The organism is Halopseudomonas formosensis, from assembly GCF_900115905.1.
Taxonomy (GTDB): domain Bacteria; phylum Pseudomonadota; class Gammaproteobacteria; order Pseudomonadales; family Pseudomonadaceae; genus Halopseudomonas; species Halopseudomonas formosensis.
In genome coordinates this window covers 361,601-381,731 of the sequence record NZ_FOYD01000002.1, presented here as the reverse complement: position 1 = coordinate 381,731, position 20,131 = coordinate 361,601, and the positions used below count along the sequence as shown (strand labels likewise).

Here is a 20,131-nt window from a genome sequence, read left to right as displayed (position 1 = left end):
GGACTCAGCGGGAATCAAGCTGGTGTTGCTGACCCATTTCCAGAATCACTTCGCCGGTCAGCCTCCAGCCGTCCTCCCCCGGCAGGGCGGGGTCGCTCAGGTCGATGTAGTGGCGACCCTGGATGGTGAACTCCAGCTCGCCGGCATACTGGTTGCCGGAGAGCTGGCGCAGCTCGACGCTGCGGTCGCGTTCGGCATGGGTCGGCGACATGATATCCAGCAGCAGTCGGGGCGGCAGCGGATCGAGATCGCCGTCCAGCTCCAGACTGATCCCGCCGGTGACGTCATCGATGCTGAAGCTGGCGGACAGGTTCAGATCCCGGGCCCGGTGGTCCCGTCCCATGTGCATGTTGATGGCACGGCCTTCCTTGTAGTAGTTGTCACGTACCATGCTGTCGGGGTTGAGCAGCGATACGTAGACCAGCCCCAGCCCGATCACCACGGCAAACACCAGAATGCCGATCAGGAACCAGGGCCAGAACTGCTTGTACCAGGGTGGAATACCGTTTTGTTGCTGCATTGCTTTACCTCAGGGTCGGGCCCATGAAGCGGCTTTCGGAACGGGCCGATATGCCCTCATCATCAACCGCGGTTACAACGAAGGTGATGGGCATGTTGGTGCCCTGCATGTATTCGGGGGCCAGCTGGACATTGACCGGCACCTGCAGCAGGCTGCTGGGCTCGACGGTCAGGCGACTGGCCTGCATTTCCAGGCTGAGCTGCGGATGGCCCTCCACCGACAGGTTGAAGGTGCGGGGCTCCTGGCCCTTGTTCATGACCTTGATTATGTACACGTTTTCGATGTTGCCGCCACGAGCTTCCCGATACAGGACATTTCGGTCCCGCTGCACGTCCAGGGCGACCTGGGCCATGTTGCTCAGGGTGACGATGAACATGCCGATCATGATGGCCAGCGCCGCCCCGTAGCCGATCAGGCGCGGACGCAGGACGCGGGTCTTCTGCCCGGCCATGTTGTGTTCGGTGGTGTAGCGGATCAGCCCCCGTTCGTAACCCATCTTGTCCATGACCTCGTCACAGGCATCGATACAGGCGGCGCACTGGATGCATTCGAACTGCAGACCGTCACGGATGTCGATGCCGGTGGGGCAGACCTGCACGCACATGGTGCAGTCGATGCAGTCACCCAGACCCAGCTCGGCCGGATCCACCCCTTTCTTGCGCGGACCCCGGGCTTCGCCGCGGTTGTAATCGTAGGTCACCACCATGGTGTCCTTGTCGAACATCACGCTCTGGAAGCGCGCGTAGGGGCACATGTAGAAGCACACCTGTTCGCGCAGCCAGCCCGCGTTGATGTAGGTCGCCGCGGTGAAGAAGAACAGCCAGAAGGCCGCCCAGGGGTTCAGGTTCAAGGTGAACAGGTCCACCACCAGGCCGCGGATCGGGGTGAAATAGCCGACGAAGGTCAGTGCCGTGGCCAGCGAGACGGCCAGCCACAGGGCGTGCTTGGCGCTGCGGCGCAGCAGCTTGTTGGCGCTCATGGGCGCGGCGTCCAGCTTGATGCGGGCGTTGCGCTCGCCCTCGGTCACCCGCTCGGCCCACATGAAGATCCAGGTCCAGACGGTCTGCGGGCAGGTGTAACCGCACCAGATACGGCCGGCGAAGGTGGTGATGAAGAACAGGCCGAAAGCGCAGATGATCAGCAGGAAGGACAGCAGGAAGAAGTCCTGGGGCTGGAAGGTTGCGCCGAAGATGTGGAACTGGCGGGCCGGCAGATCCCACAGGACCGCCTGACGATCACCCACATTCAGCCAGGCGGTGCCGAAGAACAACAGAAACAGGAACGCCACACCAGCCAGACGGATGTTCTTGAAGAAGCCCTTGTATGACCGCGTGTGAATAGCCTCACGCTTGGAATACAGGTCTATGCCTTCATTCTTGTCGGTGGTGACATCTTTGACGGGAATCTTATCGCTCATATCAGGCTGCCATTTGATTATGAAGGAGGGTGAGTCTGGCCATGGCAGGTCAGGATCGAGGGGCCCAAAACGGGCTCCGCCCGGTCAGGATATCCCGACCGGGCGGAGTAGACCATGCGACAGGGGGTCGCGTGGCTGTTACTTGTCTTCCAGCGAGAGGCTGTAGACGTAGGCCGCCAGCATGTGCAGCTTGTCGTCACCCAGGTGGGCCTGGGAGGGCATGTTGCCGTTACGACCGGCACGGATGGTGTGCTCGACCTGCATGGTGCTGGAGCCGTACAGCCAGACATCATCGGTCAGATTGGGAGCACCCAGCAGGTGGTTGCCCTTGCCCTCGGGACCGTGACAGGCCACGCAGTTGGTGGCGAAGATCTGCTTGCCGCGCTCCAGATCGGCACCTTCAGTCTCCAGCCCGGACAGGCTGCGGACATAGGCGGCAGTGGCGCGTACGCCGTCTTCACCGATCACCGGCAGCCAGGCGGCCATGGTCGCCTGACGGCCCTGACGCAGGGTGGTCAGGATCTGCTCGGGCTCACCGCCCCACAGCCAGTCATTGTCGGTCAGGTCGGGGAAGCCGAAGGCGCCCCGAGCGTCCGAACCGTGGCAAACCGAGCAGTTGGTAGCGAACAGGCGCTGACCGATGCGGCGAGCCTCTTCGTCACGAGCCACGTCGGCAATCGACATGTCGCGGTACTTGGCGTAGATCGGCTCGAAGCGGGCTTCGGCGCGCTCCACTTCGCGCTCGTACTGATTCACCTGGGTCCAGCCGAGGACGCCGGGGAACTTGCCCATGCCCGGATACAGGATCAGGTAGATGACGGTGAACACCAGGGTGGCGACGAACAGCATGAACCACCAGCGGGGCAGGGGGTTGTCATACTCTTCGATGCCGTCATAGGCATGGCCCATGGTCTGGGTGGTCTGGTCCGGCTTCTGGCCCTTGCGCGTGGCAAACAGCAGCCAGGTGATCAGCACCAGGAAGACAACGGTAAGTACAATGATGTACCAGCTCCAGAAATTACTCATTTTCTTTACTCCGGGTATCTTTCTGCTCGCGCGTTAGCTGGTCTTTATCGTCGTCGGCGAAGGGAAGCTGGGCTGCCTCATCGAAGTCCTTCTTCTTGTAGGCGCTGTAAGCCCATATCACGATGCCGATAAAGGCCACCATCGCGAAGATGGTGGCTATGCCGCGGAGAGTGTTGATGTCCATGTTTACTTACCGGCGGTCTGAGATGACGGTACCGAGGTGCTGCAGGTAGGCAATCAGGGCATCCATCTCGCTTACGCCGCGAACAGCCTCACGGGCACCTGCAATATCTTCATCGGTATAGGGAACACCCAGCTTGCGCATCACTTCCATCTTGCGGGCAGTGTACTTGCCGTCCAGCACGTTCTCCTGCAACCAGGGGTAGGCAGGCATCTTGGACTCGGGCACCACGTCACGGGGGTTGATCAGGTGAGCGCGGTGCCAGTCGTCGGAGTAACGCTCGCCAACGCGGGCCAGATCCGGACCGGTACGCTTGGAGCCCCACAGGAAGGGGTGTTCCCAGACGCTTTCACCGGCAACGGAGTAGTGACCGTAACGCTCGGTTTCCGAACGGAACGGACGGATCATCTGCGAGTGGCAGCTGACGCAGCCTTCGCGGATATAGATGTCACGGCCTTCCAGCTCCACCGCGGTGTAGGGGCGCAGGCCCTCGACCGGCTGGGTGGTCTCATCCTGGAAGAACAGCGGAACGATCTGGGTCAGGCCGCCGAAGCTGATCGCAACCACGATCAGCACGATCATCAGGCCTATGTTCTTTTCAACTAGCTCGTGTCGTTTCATCGATCATAATCCTCAGGCGATCTGGGCGGCAGCTTGGGCTTCAGCCGGCTTGGAGGCACGGATGGTGCGCCAGGAGTTGTAGCCCATCAGCAGCATGCCGATCACGAAGAACAGGCCACCGATCATGCGGACGATATAACCCGGGTGGCTGGCTTCCAGTGCCTCGACGAAGGAGTAGGTGAGGGTGCCGTCCACGTTGACTGCGCGCCACATCAGGCCCTGGGTGATGCCGTTGACCCACATGGATACGATGTACAGCACGGTACCGATGGTAGCCAGCCAGAAGTGGGCGTTGATCAGGCCGATGCTGTGCATCTGTTCGCGACCGAAGGCCTTGGGCAGCATGTGGTAGACCGCACCGATGGAGATCATGGCTACCCAGCCCAGAGCGCCGGCGTGTACGTGGCCAATGGTCCAGTCGGTGTAGTGCGACAGGGCGTTCACGGTCTTGATGGCCATCATCGGGCCTTCGAAGGTGGACATGCCGTAGAAGGCCAGGGCTACCACCAGGAAGCGCAGGATGGGGTCGGTGCGCAGTTTGTGCCAGGCGCCGGACAGGGTCATCATCCCGTTGATCATGCCACCCCAGCTCGGAGCCAGCAGAATCAGCGACATCACCATGCCCAGGGTCTGAGCCCAGTCAGGCAGCGCGGTGTAGTGCAGGTGGTGCGGGCCGGCCCAGATGTACAGACCGATCAGTGCCCAGAAGTGCACGATGGACAGGCGGTAGGAGTAAACCGGACGCTCGGTCTGCTTGGGCACGAAGTAGTACATCATGCCGAGGAAGCCCGCGGTCAGGAAGAAGCCCACAGCGTTGTGACCGTACCACCACTGGATCATGGCGTCGGTGGCACCGGCGTACATGGAGTAGGACTTGAACAGGCTGACCGGCATCGCCATGTTGTTGACGATGTGCAGCACCGCAATGGTGATGATGAAGGCGCCGTAGAACCAGTTGGCCACGTAGATGTGCTTCATCTTGCGCTTCATGATGGTGCCGAAGAAGACCACGGCATAGGCCACCCAGACAGCGGTGATCAGCAGGTCGATCGGCCATTCCAGCTCGGCGTACTCCTTGGTGCTGGTCAGACCCAGGGGCAGGGTGATGACGGCAGCCACGATGACGGCCTGCCAGCCCCAGAACACGAAGGAGGCAAGACTGTCGGAGAACAGGCGGGTCTGGCTCGTGCGCTGCACGACATAGAAGGATGTACCCATCAGGGCACAACCGCCGAAGGCGAAGATCACTGCGTTGGTGTGCAGCGGACGCAGGCGTCCGAAGCTGGTCCAGGGCAGGTCGAAGTTGAGGGCGGGCCAAACCAGCTGTGCAGCCAGAAAGACGCCCAGAGCCATACCGATGATACCCCAGACCACCGTCATGACGGCGAACTGACGTACCACCTTGTAGTTATAGGCTGTCGGAGTGGTAGCTGTGCTCATGCGAGAGATTCCCACGGATAGCAAAGGTTAAAGGGGGTCAAAGCGGCCGCAGTATGGGAAAAGCCCCCACTGATTGCAATGACACATGTCAATGTAATGGCCGGCCCGGGGGGGGGAGTTCAGACGGAGCCTGCCCGAAAGGCAGGTACTGGGAAAGGTTGCGCCGGTATGAATGCGCTGGCAACAACAGCTCCGCGGCTGGTTCCGTATGGCCTCCGCAGGCCGGATTACCGGTGCACGCAAGGATAAGCCTCCGCGGCAGCGCTGTGAAGGGTAGGTTCCCGAGGTGGCTGTGGCATGATGTCGCAGTTGCTCTGGATCAAGGCGGTGCGACACTGGTGCTGATCCACTTCCGCGCAACAGGCGCTAACCGATTGATTACAGAGGAAGCAATGACGGCAGACGGGCTGAGGCTACTGGAAACGCGACCACCAGGCGAGCCGCTGGCGCAGCTGATGCTGGCCCATGGCGCCGGCGCACCCATGGACAGCGACTTCATGAATCTGCTCAGCCAGGCGCTGGCGAGACAGGGGCTGGCGGTACTGCGTTTCGAGTTCCCGTACATGGCCGAGCGCCGTGCCTCGGGGACCCGCCGGCCGCCGGACCGCATGCCGGTACTGCTGGACAGTTATCGGGCGTACCTGACTGAACGGCCCGACGTCTGCGCGCCGCTGTTCATCGGCGGCAAGTCGATGGGAGGGCGGGTCGCCAGTCTGCTGGCTGACGAGGTGCAACCCGCCGGGCTGGTCTGCTTCGGTTATCCCTTCCACCCACCGGGCAAACCGGAGCGGACCCGCACCGCGCACCTTGAACAACTGGCGACGCCGGCGCTGATTCTTCAGGGCACCCGTGACCCCTTCGGTCGTCCCGAGGAGGTCGACAGCTATGCGCTGTCTGCCCGGATCCGGGTGCACTGGCTGGAGAGCGGCGACCATGACTTCAAGCCGCTCAGAAGCAGCGGGCTGACCCAGGAGCAGCTGATCGATCAGGCTGCCCTGCGGGTCGCCGACTTCATCCGGGATCAGCTCGACTGCATCAGCGCCTGAGGCAGAAGGCCTGCGCTCAGGCTGCCCCAGTGACGGCCGTTGACCACCAGCGGCACGAACTGCACGAAGATGACGGTATCGGTACCGGGCAGCACGAAGGTGCCGAGGCTGACGTACTTGCACTTGTTGAGGTTCTCCAGCTCTATCTTGCTGGGCACCACGAAGCGCTTGAAGTTGCTCTTTACCGCATCCACGCGGGGATCACCGGTTTCCGGCTGGGAGGCGGCACTGCGACTGACCGCCATGTAACCGTGGTCATCCACCGGCACTATATATCGGCCACCACGGCGAAGCCGCGGCCCTGCTCACCGGCACGGGCCGCCTCGATCGCGGCATTCAGGGCCAGCATGTTGGTCTGTGCGGAAAAGTTCTGCACCGTGCCGAGAATCTTGCGGATCTCCCCCGAGGTAGCCTCCAGCGCCTCCATGCTGCCCTGGAAACCATTCATGACGCCGCTGATCTGTTCCATGTGCCGGCAGGCCTGGGTCAGCTGAATCTGCGAGGCGCGGGCGGCGTCCAGATTGCGTGAGGTCATGGCAGAGATATTGCTGGTGCGCGCACTGATATCCTGCAGGGCGCTGCTGGTCTGGTCGCTGGCCTGAAATATCAGTTCCGACAGGTCCTCCTGGGTGCGAGCGGCGCTGGCGGTGCGCTCGGCCAGCACGCGGTTCTTGGCCGAGTCCAGGGCAATGCGCAGGTTGTGCTGCTGCAGGCCGAGCAGCATATCCCGCAGGCGCTCGCTGAAGGCGGCAAAGGCGGTATCCCGGGTCTCCTCGGCTGCCGCCGGCGACAGGTCCAGCTGCACGGAATCTATCTGGGTGAAGCCCGCCCGCCCGCGTGGTTCGAGCTGACCGGGTTGGTGGTGCAGAAGCACAAGCGCTCCTGCGCCCAGGGCCAGCGCCACCAGGCGCAGCCCGAGTTCGGCATGCCAGGCGAGCAGGGCGCTCAGGGCAATGATGACAAGCGCAAGCAGCAGACGATGCTGGCCCCAGTGACGCTGCGGAGCTGCGGCCATTTGGTTCTGGGGGATTGTTATGTTCTGCATGGCTTCCTCGGATAAGGGTGTGAATCCCTGTTGTTATCCATTTCTGGGGATGTCCGAATTCTTATCGGCAACACCTTTGCAGACTGAAGGGCATGATGTCGCAGTAAAATACACTTTTGCATCAGATTGCCATTACGAATGCTGCTGTATCAATCGAGTCATGGTGGCTCATGGGTGGGACATCAGGGTGCCGCTGCACCGGCTGTGTGCTTACCCGTCGCGGGTCGGGCGTGGCCATTGGATGGGCGAGGCAGTAGCATGGTGGGGTTCCTACCAATCTTGGATGTGCCTTTATATGAATCCGATCGACCGCACTGCCATCGAGCAGGCACTTAGCAGTTATCAGGACCCTTATCTGAAGACCGATCTGCTGACCGCAGGTTGCCTGCGGTCGCTGGATATCGATGGCGACCGGGTTAGCGCCTCCCTGCAGCTGAACTACGCTGCGGGCCGGATCGTCGGTGGTATCGGCCAGATGCTGACGGTGGCCCTGGAAAACGTACCGGGTGTGGAGTCGGCCAGGGTGCAGGTGGACTGGGAAGTCCGCCCGGCACCGACCCAGGGCAATATTCCAGGGCTGGCCAATGTGAAGAACATCATCGCCGTTGCCTCGGGCAAGGGTGGTGTGGGCAAATCCACCACCTCGGTCAATCTGGCACTGGCGCTGGCCGGGGAGGGCGCCCGGGTCGGGGTGCTGGATGCGGACATCTATGGTCCCAGCATGGGACTGATGCTGGGCGTGCCGGCGGGCACCCGGCCCGGTGTCAAGGAAGAGAAGTGGTTTGTGCCACCCCGTGCCCACGGGGTCCAGGTCATGACCATGGCCTTTCTCGCCGATGACAAGACGCCCATGGCCTGGCGTGGTCCCATGGCCTCCGGCGCCTTGCTGCAGCTGCTGACCCAGACCGCCTGGGATGATCTGGACTACCTGATTGTCGACATGCCCCCCGGCACCGGTGACCTGCAGCTGACCCTGGCGCAGAAGGCGCCGGTGACCGGCTCGGTGATAGTGACCACACCCCAGGACATTGCCCTGCTCGACGCCCGCAAGGGTATCGAGATGTTCCGCAAGGTCAACATCCCCGTGCTCGGCGTGGTGGAGAACATGGCCGTGCATATCTGCTCCAACTGCGGGCATGCCGAGCACCTGTTCGGCGAAGGTGGCGGTGTACGTCTGGCCGACGAGTACGGTGTCGAACTGCTGGGTTCCATGCCGCTGTCCATGACCATCCGGGAGCAGGCCGACGGTGGCAGGCCGACGGTGGTCGCCGAGCCTGAATCCCAGCTCAGTCTGCTGTATCAGGACATGGCCCGGCATGTGGCTGCCAGGGTCAGTGCGCTCGCCGCTGATGGGGCTGCACCTGTCATCAGCATCAGTGACGACTGAGAGCCTGAGGCCGGTCTCGGCGTGCTCCGGCTGCGCCGAGGCTTCAGTGTGGCGCCAATAACCGGTAATATGCTGGGTCTTTTTCAACCCCCTGGATCAGGATTCACCCATGGCTATCAAATCGGACCGCTGGATACGTCAGATGTCGCAGGATCACGGCATGATCGAACCCTTTGTCGAGCGCCAGATACGTGGCAGCGAGAACCAGCGGGTAATTTCCTACGGGGTATCCAGCTACGGCTACGATGTGCGCTGTGCTGACGAGTTCAAGGTGTTCACCAACATTCACTCGGCCACCGTGGATCCCAAGCACTTCGACGAGAAGAGCTTCGTCGACGTCAAGAGCGACGTCTGCATCATTCCGCCGAACTCCTTCGCCCTGGCGCGCACGGTGGAATACTTCCGCATCCCGCGCAATGTGCTGACCATCTGCCTGGGCAAGAGCACCTACGCTCGCTGCGGTATCATTGTCAACGTCACCCCGCTGGAACCCGAGTGGGAAGGCCATGTGACCCTGGAGTTCTCCAACACCACCACGCTGCCGGCCAAGATCTACGCCAACGAGGGTGTGGCACAGATGCTGTTCTTCGAATCCGACGAGCAGTGCGAGGTGTCGTACAAGGATCGGGGTGGCAAGTATCAGGGCCAGCGCGGCGTCACCCTGCCGCGGGCCTGATGATCAGGCCGTACCCGGGCGGGTACGGCCGGCTGATCAGAACGAGCGGGATACCGAGAAGGTCACATTGGAGTCGCAGGAGCTGCGGCTCTGGTAGGGGCAGTCGCTGCCCAGATCGGTATCGCTGTACATCAGGGCCAGGTCGAGACCCAGCACGGTCTTGCTCAGGGTCACCGCCCAGTCAGCGTACTTTTCATCCCCGCTCACGCCGTCCAGCGGATCCTTGGTATCGGTCAGGCCGTAGTGCAGGCCCAGAACCATCTCCAGCGGCAGGTCGAAGCCGTAGTCGATGTAGGTGTACAGGCCCACACCCGGATCATAGGCGTACTTGGCGCCCACGGTCAGAGCCTTGTAGCTGAGGCTGGCCAGCAGTTCCTCGACAGTCGCGTCGCTGTTTTTCGGGTAGGTATAGGTTGCCCATTGCAGGTCGTAGCTCAGATCATCGGTGATGGCATTGCCGAAACCGACGTAGTAGTCGACCTCGACGCTCGACCCGCCGAAGTCCTCCGAATCCACGTTCGAGGCCCAGGTGCCGATGTACAGGCCGCTCTCGTGGGCGATATCCAGACCGCCCTGGATGGCGCCGGCACCATCGGTCTGCGATTGACCCCGCCAGATGTAATCGGTGGCGAGGGTCACGTTCATGCTGGTTTCTATCGTGCCGATGGCTGTATCGAAGGACTCGGCCTGAGTCTGAGCGCACAGAGCGAGGCCGCAGGCAGCGGGGATCAGAAACGATTTCTTCATGGGGTGACTCCATTCTGTTGGTTGGCACAACACCCTATGCATACAGCTTGCCAAGTCTTAAATCCCTTTATATTCAATGGGTTGAGGATGTAATTGCGGGCGGGAGCGAAAACCCATGCCTGTTCTCGGTGCGCTCGGTTCGCGCTTCGCTCGGGCCGTGCACTGTATTGATGCAGGTCAAATGCAGCCGGGGCGGTTAGGGGCTATGCTCAATACGAACCTCAACGAACATAAGGGAGTGGCTATGCACAACGTACTGGTTCCATTCGATGGGTCGGCGTCGGCCAAGCGGGCAGTGCAGTATCTGGTCGACTTTTCCAAGGTCTATCCGGACATTCAGGTGCATCTGCTGAACGTTCAGCGGGAACCGAATCTGTATGGCAACTATGTGCCCGCCAGCATGCTGGATGATCTGCGCAAGGGGGCCATACAACACGCGGAGAAGGTCAACCGGGAAGCGGCGCTGCTGCTCGAGCAGGCCGGCATCAGTCACCAGAGCCATGTGGCGGTGGGCGACGTGGTGACAGAGGTGGTGGCAGCGGTCAAGCGGCTCGGCTGCAACACCGTGGTCATGGGTACCCGCGGCATGGGCAGCCTGGGCAATCTGGTGATGGGCTCGGTGGCTACCCGTGTGGTGCACGATGTGCCGGTACCGGTGCTGCTGGTGAAGTGACCCGCTGAATAAATGCAACATTTCGCGCCTCGCCTGGTCAGATTTTCTGCAACCGACAAAGAGGAGGCAGAATCATGAGCAGCACCAAAGACAAGGTGAAAGGCAAGGCCAACGAAGTTGCCGGTCGAGTCAAGCAGGCCAGCAGCAAACCCAGCACCCGCGCCGAAGGGCGTATGCAGGAGCGCAAGGGTGAAGCCCAGCAGGTGAAGGGCAAGGTAAAGGACAGCCTCAAGGATCGGATAGACAAAGCCTGATCCAGGGGTGACAAAAGGCCGGCGTTCAGCCGGCCTTTTTTTATGGCAGTGATACAATCCGCGTTCACCTCCGGCTGTAACCCATGGGTAACGGAATGCACGCAGAGAAAGAACGTATAGTCATTGTCGAAGATGATGCCAAACTGGCGGCACTGATCGGTGAGTTCCTGCGGTCTCAGGACCTGGATGTCGAACTCATCGAAGATGGCAGCCGTGCGGTCGGCACCATTCTGGCCAACCCCCCGGCACTGGTGGTGCTGGACCTCATGCTCCCCGGCGTGGACGGATTGTCGGTCTGCCGCAAGTTGCGCGAGGCGGGTTTCAGCCGGCCGATCCTGATGCTCACCGCCCGCAGCGACGATCAGGATCACATTCGCGGACTGGAGCTGGGGGCGGACGATTTCGTCAACAAGCCGGTACGCCCCCAGGTGCTGCTGGCGCGGATACGCGCCCTGTTGCGGCGCGTGGAGAGCGACAGCAGCGAACGACCGGCGACGCGCCTCACCTTCGGCGACCTGGTGATCGACAACAGCCGCCGCGAGGCCTGGCTCAGCGGTCAGCTCATCGACCTGACCGGGGCCGAATTCGATCTGCTCTGGCTGCTGGCCAGCAATGCCGGACGGATTCTCAGTCGCGAGGAAACCTTCGTTGCCCTGCGCGGTATCGAATACGACGGCCAGGACCGTTCCATCGACGTACGCATTTCCCGAATCCGGCCCAAGATCGGCGATGACCCGGACATGCCGCGGCTGATCAAGACCGTACGCAGCAAGGGCTATCTGTTCGTCGCGCCCGAGCAGGACGACGCGTGAACTCGATTTTTCTACGTATTTATGGCGGTATGTTGCTGGTTCTGGTGGCAGTCCTGGTTGGGGCGCTGCTGGTCATCCAGCAGGTCAACGGCATACGTGCCGAGGATTACCGGGAGCGCATCGCCAGCGGCACCTTCCGGCTGATGGCCGACAATCTGCGGCCGATGGAGGTCTCCGAACGGCGCCAGGTGATGAATGTCTGGCAGCGCCTGCTCGGTGTACCCCTGGAAATCCATGAACTGGGAGCGCTGCAGCTGGACTCCTCCAGCTGGTCGCGTCTGCTGCAGGGGGCCGTTCTGGTCAGACCTACCGAGCCGGATGAAGTGCGGGTCATGGCCCTGGTGGACCCGCGCAGCGAGGCAGTGCTGGTGGCCGACATCCAGCGCGTCTCCGAACAGCTCGGGCGGGCCACCCTGTTCCTGATCTCCGACGAGCTGGTGCGCTATCCGGCCGCCGACATGCCAGCCAGATTGCAGCAGCTGCGTCGCGAGAAGGGGTTCGGCTACCCGCTGCAGCTGATGCAGGTCCGCGAGTCGGGGCTGGATCAGGACCAGCTGCGCCGGCTGGATGAGAGCGATACGGTCATGGCGTTGGGACCGGATGGCGATTCCATTCTGCTGTATCTGAAGATTCCGGGCACCGAGTGGATACTGCAGCTCGGCCCCCTTTACCAGATGAGCCTGTATCCACCCCAGTTGCTGCTGGCGGTAGGCCTGCTGGCACTGACACTGATCGGCATGCTGATCTATCTGCTGGTTCATCAGCTGGAGCAGCGTTTGCGAACCCTCGAGGCCGCCGCAGTGAATATCAGTAACGGTAATCTGGATTACCGGGTGGGAATCGACAGCCAGGACTCGGTGGGCCGTCTGGCGCGGGCATTCAACGAGATGGCCGGGCACCTGCAGCGTCTGATGCGCATCCAGCGTGAAACCCTGGGCGCGGTATCACACGAGCTGCGTACGCCGGTGGCGCGCCTGCGGTTCGGACTGGAGATGGTCGAGACGGCCGGGTCGCCGGAGGACAGGAAACGCTTCATCGAAGGCATGGATGGCGATCTCACCGAACTGGATCGACTGGTGGACGAGATTCTCACCTATGCACGACTGGAGCAGGGTGCGCCGGCCATCATCATGAAGGGCACCAATGTTCCGCGCATGGTGGAGCAGGTGATCAGCGAACTGGCTCCGCTCAATGCGCGCCTCAAGCTGGAGCATGTGGATCATTCATGGGGCCTGGGCCGGCACGTGGATGCTGAGCCGCGCTACCTGCAGCGTGCACTCACCAACCTCATCAGCAATGCCATGCGACATGCCGAAAGCCAGGTGCGGGTGACCACCCGGGTGCAGCACGGCATGTGTCGGATATCGGTGGAGGACGACGGACCGGGGATCCCCGAAGCCTACCGGGAAAAGGTGTTCACACCCTTCATGCGCATGGATGTGAGCCGGACCCGGGCCTCGGGGGGGTACGGACTGGGGTTGTCGATCGTACGGCGGATCATGTTCTGGCACAGTGGCCGGGCCCGGATCGAGGACTCGCAGGCCCTGGGCGGGGCCTGCTTCGTCCTCGAGTGGCCTTTGCGACGGCGCTGATCGTCAGCGGCTGTGGCCGTTGACCAGCAGGCGGAAGGCCTGAGCAGCCCGCTCCGGTTCCGGCGTGCGACCACAGATCAGGTCGCAGTAGATGGCGCCCTCACCGATACGGATGATGTAGTAGGCCAGACTGTTGGCATCCATCTCCGGATTGATGCGACCGGCCTTGATCTCCTCGTTGAACAGGGCTTCCCATTCATCGATCAGCCGCTGCTGCAGACCCGACACGTTGGAGGTCAGCAGTTGCAGCCCCCACTGGGGTTCGGCGGCGAGGAAGTCGTGCATGGGCCTGGCATTGATCAGAGCGACGTTGACGTCGTTGTAGATCTGCCCGAGAAAGTCGATGCCGCGCTCAGGGTGATCCTGCCGGGCCTTCTCTATCGCCTGATCGTAGATTCCCTTGTACAGCGACCAGAGAATCTCCCCCATCAACAGATCCTTGTTGCCTACCCATCGCATCAGCGTGGCACGGCCGATGCCCAGCTCCTCTGCCAGCAGCGACAGATTCAGTCGGCGACCTTCGAGCCACCAACGGCGTGCCATGCGAAAGGCGGTGAGCGGAGTAGCGCGCTCCTCGGCCTTGCTTTTGGACAGGGCCATGGACAGGGGGGTTTGTTGAGTGCTCATCTGATTAGGCCTTCAATATTGTATTCTCATGGCATAGTAGCGAAATGATACCGAGGTGGAAAGTGTCCCGTGCATTGGCAAGGGCGACAACGACTGTACGGTCACTGCGGCAGTTTAATCAGTGAGTCAGAATTGTAAACAGCGAAACGGTGAAGCAATGCCTTCAGCCGAACGCAAAAGGGCCGACTGCCCGGGAGCAATCGGCCCTTTTCAGGCACGCGCAGGTGTCTAGTTGATGCCTTTGCGGCGAACGTCCCAGTTCCTGTCGGAGCACAGACCGCAGTTGCTGCCATAGAAGGTGCTTTCGGCGTTCTGGTCTTCCATGAGGTGGTAACGCAGCCAGGCAGTCGAAGGACCGCGGTAGCCACCGGCATTACCCACGGGCTCGAAATGCCCGGCACCGCGCAGCTCGCCCCAGAACACGGGAACGTTGGCGTTGTTGTAGACCGGCAGGGCGTTGAGCGTCGGTGAGGCGATGGTGTCGCTGCCGCCGGTCATCAGGAACATGGGGCCGCTCTGGTTACGCTGCGAGGAGCGGTCATGCCCCAGGCCCAGGGTATAGGGCTGGAAGGGAGCGGAGACGGTCACCCGACTGTCCTGGCCGGCCATGATGCTGCCGCCGCCACCCTGCGAGTGTCCGGCAGTGGCTACGCGGTTGACGTCCAGCTTGCCGGCGAAGGTGCCGGTGCTGCGACCGTTCTCGGTGATCAGGTAATTCAGGCAGGAGATCATTTCCTCGCCGGTGCCGGCGTTGGAGGTTCGTGCGGCGGCGACCACGAAACCGTGGCTGGCCCAGTGTTCCAGCAACCGGCCGTAGGTGCTCGGCGAGCCACCGGTGCCGTTGCCCCAGAGAATGATCGGATGCTTGAGGCCATTCTCACCCAGGGTGCGGGGCCGATAGACCGCGCAGGTGGTGTTGACGTTGCTGTTGGTGACCGAGAACGGGCCGCTGGCGGCGAAATCGGATACTGCCGGGAAGCCGGTGCCTGGCGGTGTGCCCGGGTCCGGGTTGCCGGGGTTGACGGCAAGGGCGCTGGCAGACAGCAGCATGCCCATGGCGATGCCGGTCAGCTTGATTGCAGGTGCTTTCATCTGTGGGATCTCTCTTCTTGTTTGTCTTGTAGGGATAGCCCCCGGCAGCAGACCCACCGCTACAGCGCCGGGGTGAGACAGATCCTGAACAGATTTTTTATGCGAGACACTCGCCTATAAGGGTGGTTTTCGAGACATATCTGTATGTGAAGGGCATCACATAAAATCGTATCGTTTGATGTCATAGTGCCATATATGAGGCGAGAAACCCCTCTGGCATCAGCCTCGGCTCAGCCTTGTGCCGGCGAACGGGCACTCACCCCTTCGAGGGTGGCGAAGGAGATATCCTTGGCCGTGAGCAGGAAGTCCTGCATGTAGGGCATTTCCAGCATGTCCTCCCGGACTGCGGCATACAGGGTACCGAACAGGCCATCACGTCCCAGGCGTCGGGCGCTGACATAGCCGCGTTGCAGATATTCGGTGATGGCCCAGTTCGGCAGGCAGCAGACGCCACGACCCGAGGCCACCAGCTGCATCATCATGATGGTGAGCTCGGCATTGCGCACGGCGGCCGGCTCTATGCCGGCGGGATCGAGAAAGCGGCTGAAGATGTCCAGCCGGTCACGCTCGACCGGATAGCAGATGAGGGTTTCCCCGGCCAGGTCCCCGGGCTCGACAAAGCTGCGGCTGCCCAGCGGATGCTGGTTGCTGATGGCCAGGACGGCCTCGTAGGTGAACAGCGGGACATAGGTCAGGCCGCTGATGTCCTGTGGGTCGGAGGTAATGACCAGGTCCAGCTCACCGCGGGCCAGCGCGGGCAGGGGGGCGAAGAAGTGCCCGGAGGCAAAATCCACCTCCACCTCCGGCCAGACATTGCGGAATTGGTCTATGGTCGGCATCAGCCACTGGAAACAGCTGTGGCACTCGATGGCCATGTGCAGTCGTCCAGCCTGGCCCCCAGCGAGTCGTTGCAGATCCCGTTCCGCCTGGCGGATCTGCGGCAGCACATTGTCGGCCAGCCGCAGCAGCCTCAGGCCGGCGCTGGTGAACTGCACCGGTCGGGTCTTGCGCAGGAACAGCGGAGTACCCAGGCGCTGCTCCAGATCCTTGAGCTGGTGGGACAGCGCAGACTGGGTCAGGTGCAGGCGCTCGGAGGCTTCCACCAGGCTGTCCGCCTCACGCAGGGTAACCAGGGTGCGCAGATGACGGAGCTCGAGCATGACGGTTGTCCTTGGGTATGAGTGGGATTGAAGTTTAACACGTTGGTCGGTGAGTCTGGTTCAGTTACCAAGGGTGCTGGTGTCAGCCGCATGGCGGCGGTAGAGTAGCGCCCTTGTCACGCAGGGGTTGAACATGCAGGAATTGCTATTGCACTGCCGTCCGGGTTTCGAAGGTGAAGCCGCCACGGAAATACAGACGCTGGCCGCGGAGCGGGGCATCAATGGCTACGTCGTCACCCGCGATGGTGCCGCCGTGGTGCGCTTCGTCTGCCCCGCCGCCGGTGACGCCGAACGGCTGATGGGGGCGATAGATTTCCGCGAGCTGATCTTTGCCCGTCAGTGGGCGCTGGGCAGCTGGCTGGACGTATCCACCGAAGATCGTATCTCGCCGATCATCACCGCCTGCGCCAGCGGTCCCATTGCTTCCAGACTCTGGCTGGAAACTGCCGACACCAATGATGGCAAGGCCCTGGCCGCGCTGATCCGCAAACTCGAGCGGCCACTGGAGAGTGCCCTGCTCAAGACCCGCTTCGTGCGACCCAAGCAGGTCGATGCGCCGCGTCTGCACGTGTTCCTGGAAAGCGGCCAGCGGATCTTCGTCGGCTGGTCCTGGGCGGACAACGCCGCCGCCTGGCCCATGGGTATCCCTCGGCTCAAGTTTCCCCGGGAAGCACCCAGCCGCTCGACACTGAAACTGGAGGAGGCCTGGCACCACTTCATCCCCCGGGAGGAGTGGGACAGCCGCCTGGCACCCGGCATGACCGCCGTCGACCTCGGCGCGGCGCCGGGCGGCTGGACCTGGCAGCTGGTCAATCGGCACATGAAGGTCACTGCGGTGGACAACGGTCCCATGGCCCGCAGCCTGATGGACAGCGGGCAGGTCGAGCATGTGCAGGCGGATGGTTACCTGTTCAAGCCGGCGCGGCCGGTGCAGTGGATGGTCTGCGACATTGTCGACAAGCCGGCCCGCAGCAGCGCGCTGCTGGCTCGATGGCTGACCCGGGGCTGGTGCCGGGAGGCCATCATCAACTTCAAGTTGCCGATGAAGCAGCGTTACCGCGAGGTCATGCAGTGTCTGGCGCACGTTCAGGATGCGCTGGACGCCGCCAATATCCGCGCCAGCATCGCCTGCAAGCAGCTGTATACCGACCGGGAGGAAGTGACCTGCCACGTCCGCGTGCTGCATGCGGGGAGCTACAAGGTGCAGTAGCGACGCGTCTCCGGGTGGACGGGCAACAGCTCGTCCATCCCGCTGGCATCCCTTTCGGGATTTACCGATAATCCCGGCTCCGCAATACAGGAAATCCCCAGTACATGTCCGACACCCTGCCTACCCCCGATGCCCAGCTCGACGCCCGCGGCCTGTTCTGCCCGGAGCCGGTCATGATGCTGCACAACGCCGTGCGGGATCTGGAAGTCGGCCAGTGTCTCGAGGTGCTGGCCACCGATCCCTCCACCCAGCGGGATATTCCGCGCTTCTGCAGTTTCCTCGGTCACCAGCTGCTGCGCCAGCAGGAACTGGATGGCGAGTTCCATTACCTGATCCGCAAGGCCGGGTGATCCGCTGAGTCAGAAAGCTTTTTTGCGGTGACGATACCGCCGACGCGGGCCCGGGACGGCGGCTGCTCAATGGGTCGGATGGATTTTGTGGGAGCGTCGCCCTCGGCGCGAACCGGACAGCCACTCGTTCGCCGGGGGAGGCGCCCGGCGATAGACGTGATATCGGCGACTCAGTCCTGCTTGCTTTGCGGGAGGGGGCCGGGGAGAGGGTGCTGCGTACCCGCCGGCAATCCCATGGGAGCGCCGAGCACCCGCTTGCGGCGCCCGCCGATCACTGCCAGGCGCAGCGAGAGAAACAACGCCGCAGCAGTCAGGCCGAGGATCAGACCCTGCCAGAACCCCGCCGGGCCCCGGGGCGCGCCCAGCAGGTCGGTCAGCCCCAGCACATACCCGCTGGGCAGCCCGATCAGCCAGTAGGCAATCATGGTCAGCAACATGGGCACCCGGGTGTCCTGATAGCCCCGCAGGGCACCGGCGCAGGCCACCTGGATCGAGTCTGAAAACTGATAGAGCGCCGCGTAGGCCAGCAGGCTGGCAGACAGCGCCAGAACAGCCGGGTCGCGGGTGTAGATATGCGGCAGTTGCTCGGCCAGCAGGAGCAGGGCGGTGGCTGACACCGTGGCGCAGAACAGGGCCACGGCAATGCCCACCTTGGCGGAGAACAGGGCCGTCCTGGCACCATGCATGCCGAGATTGTGGCCGACCCGGACGGTGATCGCCAAGCCCAGGCTGAAGGGCACCATGAATACCAGGGAGCTCAGGCTCAGGGTGACCTGATGGCTGGCCACCACCACAGCGCCCAGGCTGCCGATGAGCACAGCGATGAGGGCGAACATGCTGGTCTCGGCGAACAGGGAGATGCCGATCGGCAGACCCAGACCGAGCAGGCTCCGCTGCACCGGCCAGTTCGGCCACTCGAATCGGTCGAACAGACCACAGGCCCGGTACAGGCTGGCGCGTTTCAGGTGGAGGACCATGCAGGCCAGCATGAACCACATGACCAGGGTAGTGGCCACACCACAGCCGACACCACCCATGGCGGGCAGACCCAGCTTGCCGTAGACCAGCACGTAGTTGGCCGGCACATTGAGAATCAGACCGAGAAAACCTATGACCATCGCCGGTTTGGTGCGGGATAGCCCGTCGGTCATGCCGCGGAGGGCCTGATAGAGGCCGATGGCGGGGAAGCCCAGGGCTACTGCACGGATATAACCCACACTCTTGGGGATCAGCGCCGGATCGACGCCGGCCCAATGCAACACGGGCTCCACCGCGCACAGCAACAGGCCGGCGAGGCTGCCCAGTGCGAGACCTAGCCAGGCCGCCTGGCGCATCAGTGCGCCGGTCTGTTCGAGACGTCCCGCCCCGTTGAGGGCCGCTACCTTGGAGGTGATGATCAGCAGCACCCCGGTAATGAACAGGAAGGTCGGCACCCAGAAGGAATTGCCCAGGGCCACCGCGGCCAGGTCGACGGCACTGACACGGCCGGCCATGGCCGTATCCACGAACCCGAGCAGGGTGTGGGACAGCTGGGCGGCGAGAATCGGCAGCGCGAGCCAGATCAGCGCCCGCAATTCTGTTACACTGCGCCGCCACCGGGTGGGGGTTTCGCTGCTTGTCATGAAGAGTACTTCTGAGGGAAAAGCGACCCATCCTATCAATTTGCCGTTAATTGTCTACCTGCCCAATGAAGCACGATAGCCAGGATCTGGTTCAGCTGTTCGAACATTGCTTTGCCGACCGCTACAACACCCGGCTGGTGGGCGGGGGCGCCGAGCCCATCTACCTGCCGGCCGACGGGGAAAATCCGATGCACCGTATCGTTTTCACCCGCGATTACTTCCGCAGCGCGTTGCACGAGATTGCCCACTGGTGTGTGGCAGGAGCCGAGCGTCGGAAAATGGTGGATTTCGGTTACTGGTATGCGCCGGATGGTCGAACGGCCGAGCAGCAGGCCGCCTTCGAGCAGGTGGAGGTCAAGCCGCAGGCGCTGGAATGGCTGTTCTGCGCGGCGGCCGACCATGCCTTCTGCGTCAGTCTGGACAATCTCAGTGGCGAGACCACCGACCCCGCTCCCTTCAAGCGCAGGGTGGTGGAGCAGGTGCAGAGCTATCTGCACGTGGGCATTCCCGAGCGCCCCGCCTGCTTCATTGATGCGCTGCTCAACCATTACCGACCGGACGGTGGCCTGGACCCGGCTGCCTTCACTCTGGATCGGCTCTGAGCTGCGGCCCGGCGCAGGTGGACAGAATCGC

The 20,131-nt window shown here is 62.5% G+C and carries 23 protein-coding genes; 10 read left to right on the top strand and 13 right to left on the bottom strand.

Translation table 11 applies throughout. From position 1 onward, the window contains the following. Nucleotides 1–4 precede the first annotated feature (4 nt). The 6 genes from BM046_RS04885 to ccoN form a co-directional block, all read right to left on the bottom strand. Entirely contained in the window at nt 5–520 is a 516-nt protein-coding gene (locus tag BM046_RS04885; protein WP_090537553.1) for a FixH family protein, read from the bottom strand. A gap of 4 nt (nt 521–524) precedes the next feature. Next, nucleotides 525–1,937, bottom strand: a complete 1,413-nt coding sequence (ccoG, locus tag BM046_RS04880; RefSeq protein WP_090537551.1) for a cytochrome c oxidase accessory protein CcoG — start codon at nt 1,935–1,937, stop codon at nt 525–527. A gap of 138 nt (nt 1,938–2,075) precedes the next feature. Beyond that, nucleotides 2,076–2,963, bottom strand: coding sequence for a cytochrome-c oxidase, cbb3-type subunit III (ccoP, locus tag BM046_RS04875; RefSeq protein ID WP_090537549.1), 888 nt, complete (start codon nt 2,961–2,963; stop codon nt 2,076–2,078). Then, nucleotides 2,956–3,147, bottom strand: coding sequence for a cbb3-type cytochrome oxidase subunit 3 (locus BM046_RS04870; protein ID WP_090537547.1), 192 nt, complete (start codon nt 3,145–3,147; stop codon nt 2,956–2,958). Before BM046_RS04870 ends, ccoP begins: the two co-directional genes overlap by 8 nt. Nucleotides 3,148–3,153: 6 nt before the next feature. Beyond that, the gene (gene ccoO, locus BM046_RS04865; protein WP_090537545.1) at nt 3,154–3,765 is read right to left on the bottom strand and encodes a cytochrome-c oxidase, cbb3-type subunit II; all 612 of its coding nucleotides are present in this window, start codon (nt 3,763–3,765) and stop codon (nt 3,154–3,156) included. A gap of 12 nt (nt 3,766–3,777) precedes the next feature. Beyond that, nucleotides 3,778–5,205 (bottom strand): cytochrome-c oxidase, cbb3-type subunit I, encoded by a 1,428-nt coding sequence (ccoN, locus tag BM046_RS04860; protein ID WP_090537543.1) that lies wholly within the window; start codon nt 5,203–5,205, stop codon nt 3,778–3,780. Between the two features lie 392 nt (nt 5,206–5,597). Between ccoN and BM046_RS04855 the strand changes: the two genes are divergently transcribed. Further along, the gene (locus BM046_RS04855) at nt 5,598–6,251 is read left to right on the top strand and encodes an alpha/beta family hydrolase (RefSeq protein WP_090537541.1); all 654 of its coding nucleotides are present in this window, start codon (nt 5,598–5,600) and stop codon (nt 6,249–6,251) included. Here BM046_RS04855 and BM046_RS04850 read toward each other — a convergent pair. Further along, nucleotides 6,227–6,520 carry a hypothetical protein gene (locus BM046_RS04850; RefSeq protein WP_090537539.1) on the bottom strand — a complete coding sequence of 98 codons (294 nt, stop codon included), beginning with the start codon at nt 6,518–6,520 and terminating at the stop codon, nt 6,227–6,229. The genes BM046_RS04855 and BM046_RS04850 overlap by 25 nt on opposite strands. Continuing rightward, nucleotides 6,520–7,296, bottom strand: a complete 777-nt coding sequence (locus BM046_RS16585) for a methyl-accepting chemotaxis protein (RefSeq protein ID WP_143084155.1) — start codon at nt 7,294–7,296, stop codon at nt 6,520–6,522. Before BM046_RS16585 ends, BM046_RS04850 begins: the two co-directional genes overlap by 1 nt. Before the next feature lie 295 nt (nt 7,297–7,591). Here BM046_RS16585 and apbC point away from each other — a divergent pair, with 295 nt between their 5' ends. Next, on the top strand, nt 7,592–8,683 hold the full coding sequence (gene apbC / locus BM046_RS04840) for an iron-sulfur cluster carrier protein ApbC (protein WP_090537537.1): 1,092 nt from the start codon (nt 7,592–7,594) through the stop codon (nt 8,681–8,683). A 109-nt stretch (nt 8,684–8,792) separates the two neighbouring features. After that, nucleotides 8,793–9,359: a dCTP deaminase gene (dcd, locus tag BM046_RS04835; RefSeq protein WP_090537535.1), complete on the top strand. Its 567-nt coding sequence runs from the start codon at nt 8,793–8,795 to the stop codon at nt 9,357–9,359. A 36-nt stretch (nt 9,360–9,395) separates the two neighbouring features. On the opposite strand, the gene BM046_RS04830 is transcribed toward dcd, so the two are convergent. After that, nucleotides 9,396–10,106 (bottom strand): TorF family putative porin, encoded by a 711-nt coding sequence (locus BM046_RS04830; protein ID WP_177197789.1) that lies wholly within the window; start codon nt 10,104–10,106, stop codon nt 9,396–9,398. A 244-nt stretch (nt 10,107–10,350) separates the two neighbouring features. Between BM046_RS04830 and BM046_RS04825 the strand changes: the two genes are divergently transcribed. The 4 genes from BM046_RS04825 to BM046_RS04810 all read left to right on the top strand — a co-directional run bounded on the left by BM046_RS04825 (nt 10,351) and on the right by BM046_RS04810 (nt 13,437). Next, nucleotides 10,351–10,779 carry a universal stress protein gene (locus BM046_RS04825; RefSeq protein ID WP_090537532.1) on the top strand — a complete coding sequence of 143 codons (429 nt, stop codon included), beginning with the start codon at nt 10,351–10,353 and terminating at the stop codon, nt 10,777–10,779. Nucleotides 10,780–10,853: 74 nt separating this feature from the next. Next, entirely contained in the window at nt 10,854–11,033 is a 180-nt protein-coding gene (locus BM046_RS04820; protein WP_090537530.1) for a CsbD family protein, read from the top strand. A gap of 95 nt (nt 11,034–11,128) precedes the next feature. Further along, nucleotides 11,129–11,845 (top strand): response regulator, encoded by a 717-nt coding sequence (locus BM046_RS04815; protein ID WP_090537528.1) that lies wholly within the window; start codon nt 11,129–11,131, stop codon nt 11,843–11,845. After that, nucleotides 11,842–13,437, top strand: a complete 1,596-nt coding sequence (locus BM046_RS04810; protein ID WP_090537526.1) for an ATP-binding protein — start codon at nt 11,842–11,844, stop codon at nt 13,435–13,437. The genes BM046_RS04815 and BM046_RS04810 overlap by 4 nt, the downstream gene beginning before the upstream one ends. Nucleotides 13,438–13,440: 3 nt before the next feature. Here BM046_RS04810 and BM046_RS04805 read toward each other — a convergent pair whose 3' ends face one another. From BM046_RS04805 to BM046_RS04795, 3 genes are all read right to left on the bottom strand, one after another. Then, nucleotides 13,441–14,064, bottom strand: a complete 624-nt coding sequence (locus BM046_RS04805; RefSeq protein ID WP_090537524.1) for a QsdR family transcriptional regulator — start codon at nt 14,062–14,064, stop codon at nt 13,441–13,443. Between the two features lie 228 nt (nt 14,065–14,292). Beyond that, entirely contained in the window at nt 14,293–15,156 is an 864-nt protein-coding gene (locus tag BM046_RS04800) for an alpha/beta hydrolase family protein (RefSeq protein ID WP_090537522.1), read from the bottom strand. Nucleotides 15,157–15,386: 230 nt separating this feature from the next. Then, nucleotides 15,387–16,316 (bottom strand): LysR family transcriptional regulator, encoded by a 930-nt coding sequence (locus BM046_RS04795; protein WP_090537520.1) that lies wholly within the window; start codon nt 16,314–16,316, stop codon nt 15,387–15,389. Nucleotides 16,317–16,449: 133 nt separating this feature from the next. Between BM046_RS04795 and rlmM the strand changes: the two genes are divergently transcribed. Next, nucleotides 16,450–17,526, top strand: a complete 1,077-nt coding sequence (gene rlmM, locus BM046_RS04790; RefSeq protein ID WP_090537518.1) for a 23S rRNA (cytidine(2498)-2'-O)-methyltransferase RlmM — start codon at nt 16,450–16,452, stop codon at nt 17,524–17,526. A gap of 104 nt (nt 17,527–17,630) precedes the next feature. Beyond that, entirely contained in the window at nt 17,631–17,876 is a 246-nt protein-coding gene (gene tusA / locus BM046_RS04785) for a sulfurtransferase TusA (protein WP_090537516.1), read from the top strand. A 170-nt stretch (nt 17,877–18,046) separates the two neighbouring features. Here tusA and BM046_RS04780 read toward each other — a convergent pair whose 3' ends face one another. Continuing rightward, the gene (locus BM046_RS04780) at nt 18,047–19,498 is read right to left on the bottom strand and encodes an MATE family efflux transporter (protein ID WP_090537514.1); all 1,452 of its coding nucleotides are present in this window, start codon (nt 19,496–19,498) and stop codon (nt 18,047–18,049) included. A 65-nt stretch (nt 19,499–19,563) separates the two neighbouring features. Here BM046_RS04780 and BM046_RS04775 point away from each other — a divergent pair, with 65 nt between their 5' ends. Then, nucleotides 19,564–20,100: an elongation factor P hydroxylase gene (locus BM046_RS04775; RefSeq protein ID WP_090537512.1), complete on the top strand. Its 537-nt coding sequence runs from the start codon at nt 19,564–19,566 to the stop codon at nt 20,098–20,100. Nucleotides 20,101–20,131: the final 31 nt, after the last annotated feature.

Bases quoted from the DNA above. Each gene is read 5' to 3' on its own strand.
- BM046_RS04780 (WP_090537514.1), bottom strand. From the start codon at position 19,498: ATGACAAGCAGCGAAACCCCCACCCGGTGGCGGCGCAGTGTAACAGAA.
- ccoO (WP_090537545.1), bottom strand. From the start codon at position 3,765: ATGAAACGACACGAGCTAGTTGAAAAGAACATAGGCCTGATGATCGTG.
- BM046_RS04805 (WP_090537524.1), bottom strand. From the start codon at position 14,064: ATGAGCACTCAACAAACCCCCCTGTCCATGGCCCTGTCCAAAAGCAAG.
- BM046_RS04855 (WP_090537541.1), top strand. From the start codon at position 5,598: ATGACGGCAGACGGGCTGAGGCTACTGGAAACGCGACCACCAGGCGAG.
- ccoG (WP_090537551.1), bottom strand. From the start codon at position 1,937: ATGAGCGATAAGATTCCCGTCAAAGATGTCACCACCGACAAGAATGAA.
- BM046_RS16585 (WP_143084155.1), bottom strand. From the start codon at position 7,296: ATGCAGAACATAACAATCCCCCAGAACCAAATGGCCGCAGCTCCGCAG.
- ccoP (WP_090537549.1), bottom strand. From the start codon at position 2,963: ATGAGTAATTTCTGGAGCTGGTACATCATTGTACTTACCGTTGTCTTC.
- BM046_RS04825 (WP_090537532.1), top strand. From the start codon at position 10,351: ATGCACAACGTACTGGTTCCATTCGATGGGTCGGCGTCGGCCAAGCGG.
- apbC (WP_090537537.1), top strand. From the start codon at position 7,592: ATGAATCCGATCGACCGCACTGCCATCGAGCAGGCACTTAGCAGTTAT.
- tusA (WP_090537516.1), top strand. From the start codon at position 17,631: ATGTCCGACACCCTGCCTACCCCCGATGCCCAGCTCGACGCCCGCGGC.
- rlmM (WP_090537518.1), top strand. From the start codon at position 16,450: ATGCAGGAATTGCTATTGCACTGCCGTCCGGGTTTCGAAGGTGAAGCC.
- dcd (WP_090537535.1), top strand. From the start codon at position 8,793: ATGGCTATCAAATCGGACCGCTGGATACGTCAGATGTCGCAGGATCAC.
- ccoN (WP_090537543.1), bottom strand. From the start codon at position 5,205: ATGAGCACAGCTACCACTCCGACAGCCTATAACTACAAGGTGGTACGT.
- BM046_RS04830 (WP_177197789.1), bottom strand. From the start codon at position 10,106: ATGAAGAAATCGTTTCTGATCCCCGCTGCCTGCGGCCTCGCTCTGTGC.
- BM046_RS04795 (WP_090537520.1), bottom strand. From the start codon at position 16,316: ATGCTCGAGCTCCGTCATCTGCGCACCCTGGTTACCCTGCGTGAGGCG.
- BM046_RS04870 (WP_090537547.1), bottom strand. From the start codon at position 3,147: ATGGACATCAACACTCTCCGCGGCATAGCCACCATCTTCGCGATGGTG.
- BM046_RS04820 (WP_090537530.1), top strand. From the start codon at position 10,854: ATGAGCAGCACCAAAGACAAGGTGAAAGGCAAGGCCAACGAAGTTGCC.
- BM046_RS04885 (WP_090537553.1), bottom strand. From the start codon at position 520: ATGCAGCAACAAAACGGTATTCCACCCTGGTACAAGCAGTTCTGGCCC.
- BM046_RS04775 (WP_090537512.1), top strand. From the start codon at position 19,564: ATGAAGCACGATAGCCAGGATCTGGTTCAGCTGTTCGAACATTGCTTT.
- BM046_RS04815 (WP_090537528.1), top strand. From the start codon at position 11,129: ATGCACGCAGAGAAAGAACGTATAGTCATTGTCGAAGATGATGCCAAA.
- BM046_RS04800 (WP_090537522.1), bottom strand. From the start codon at position 15,156: ATGAAAGCACCTGCAATCAAGCTGACCGGCATCGCCATGGGCATGCTG.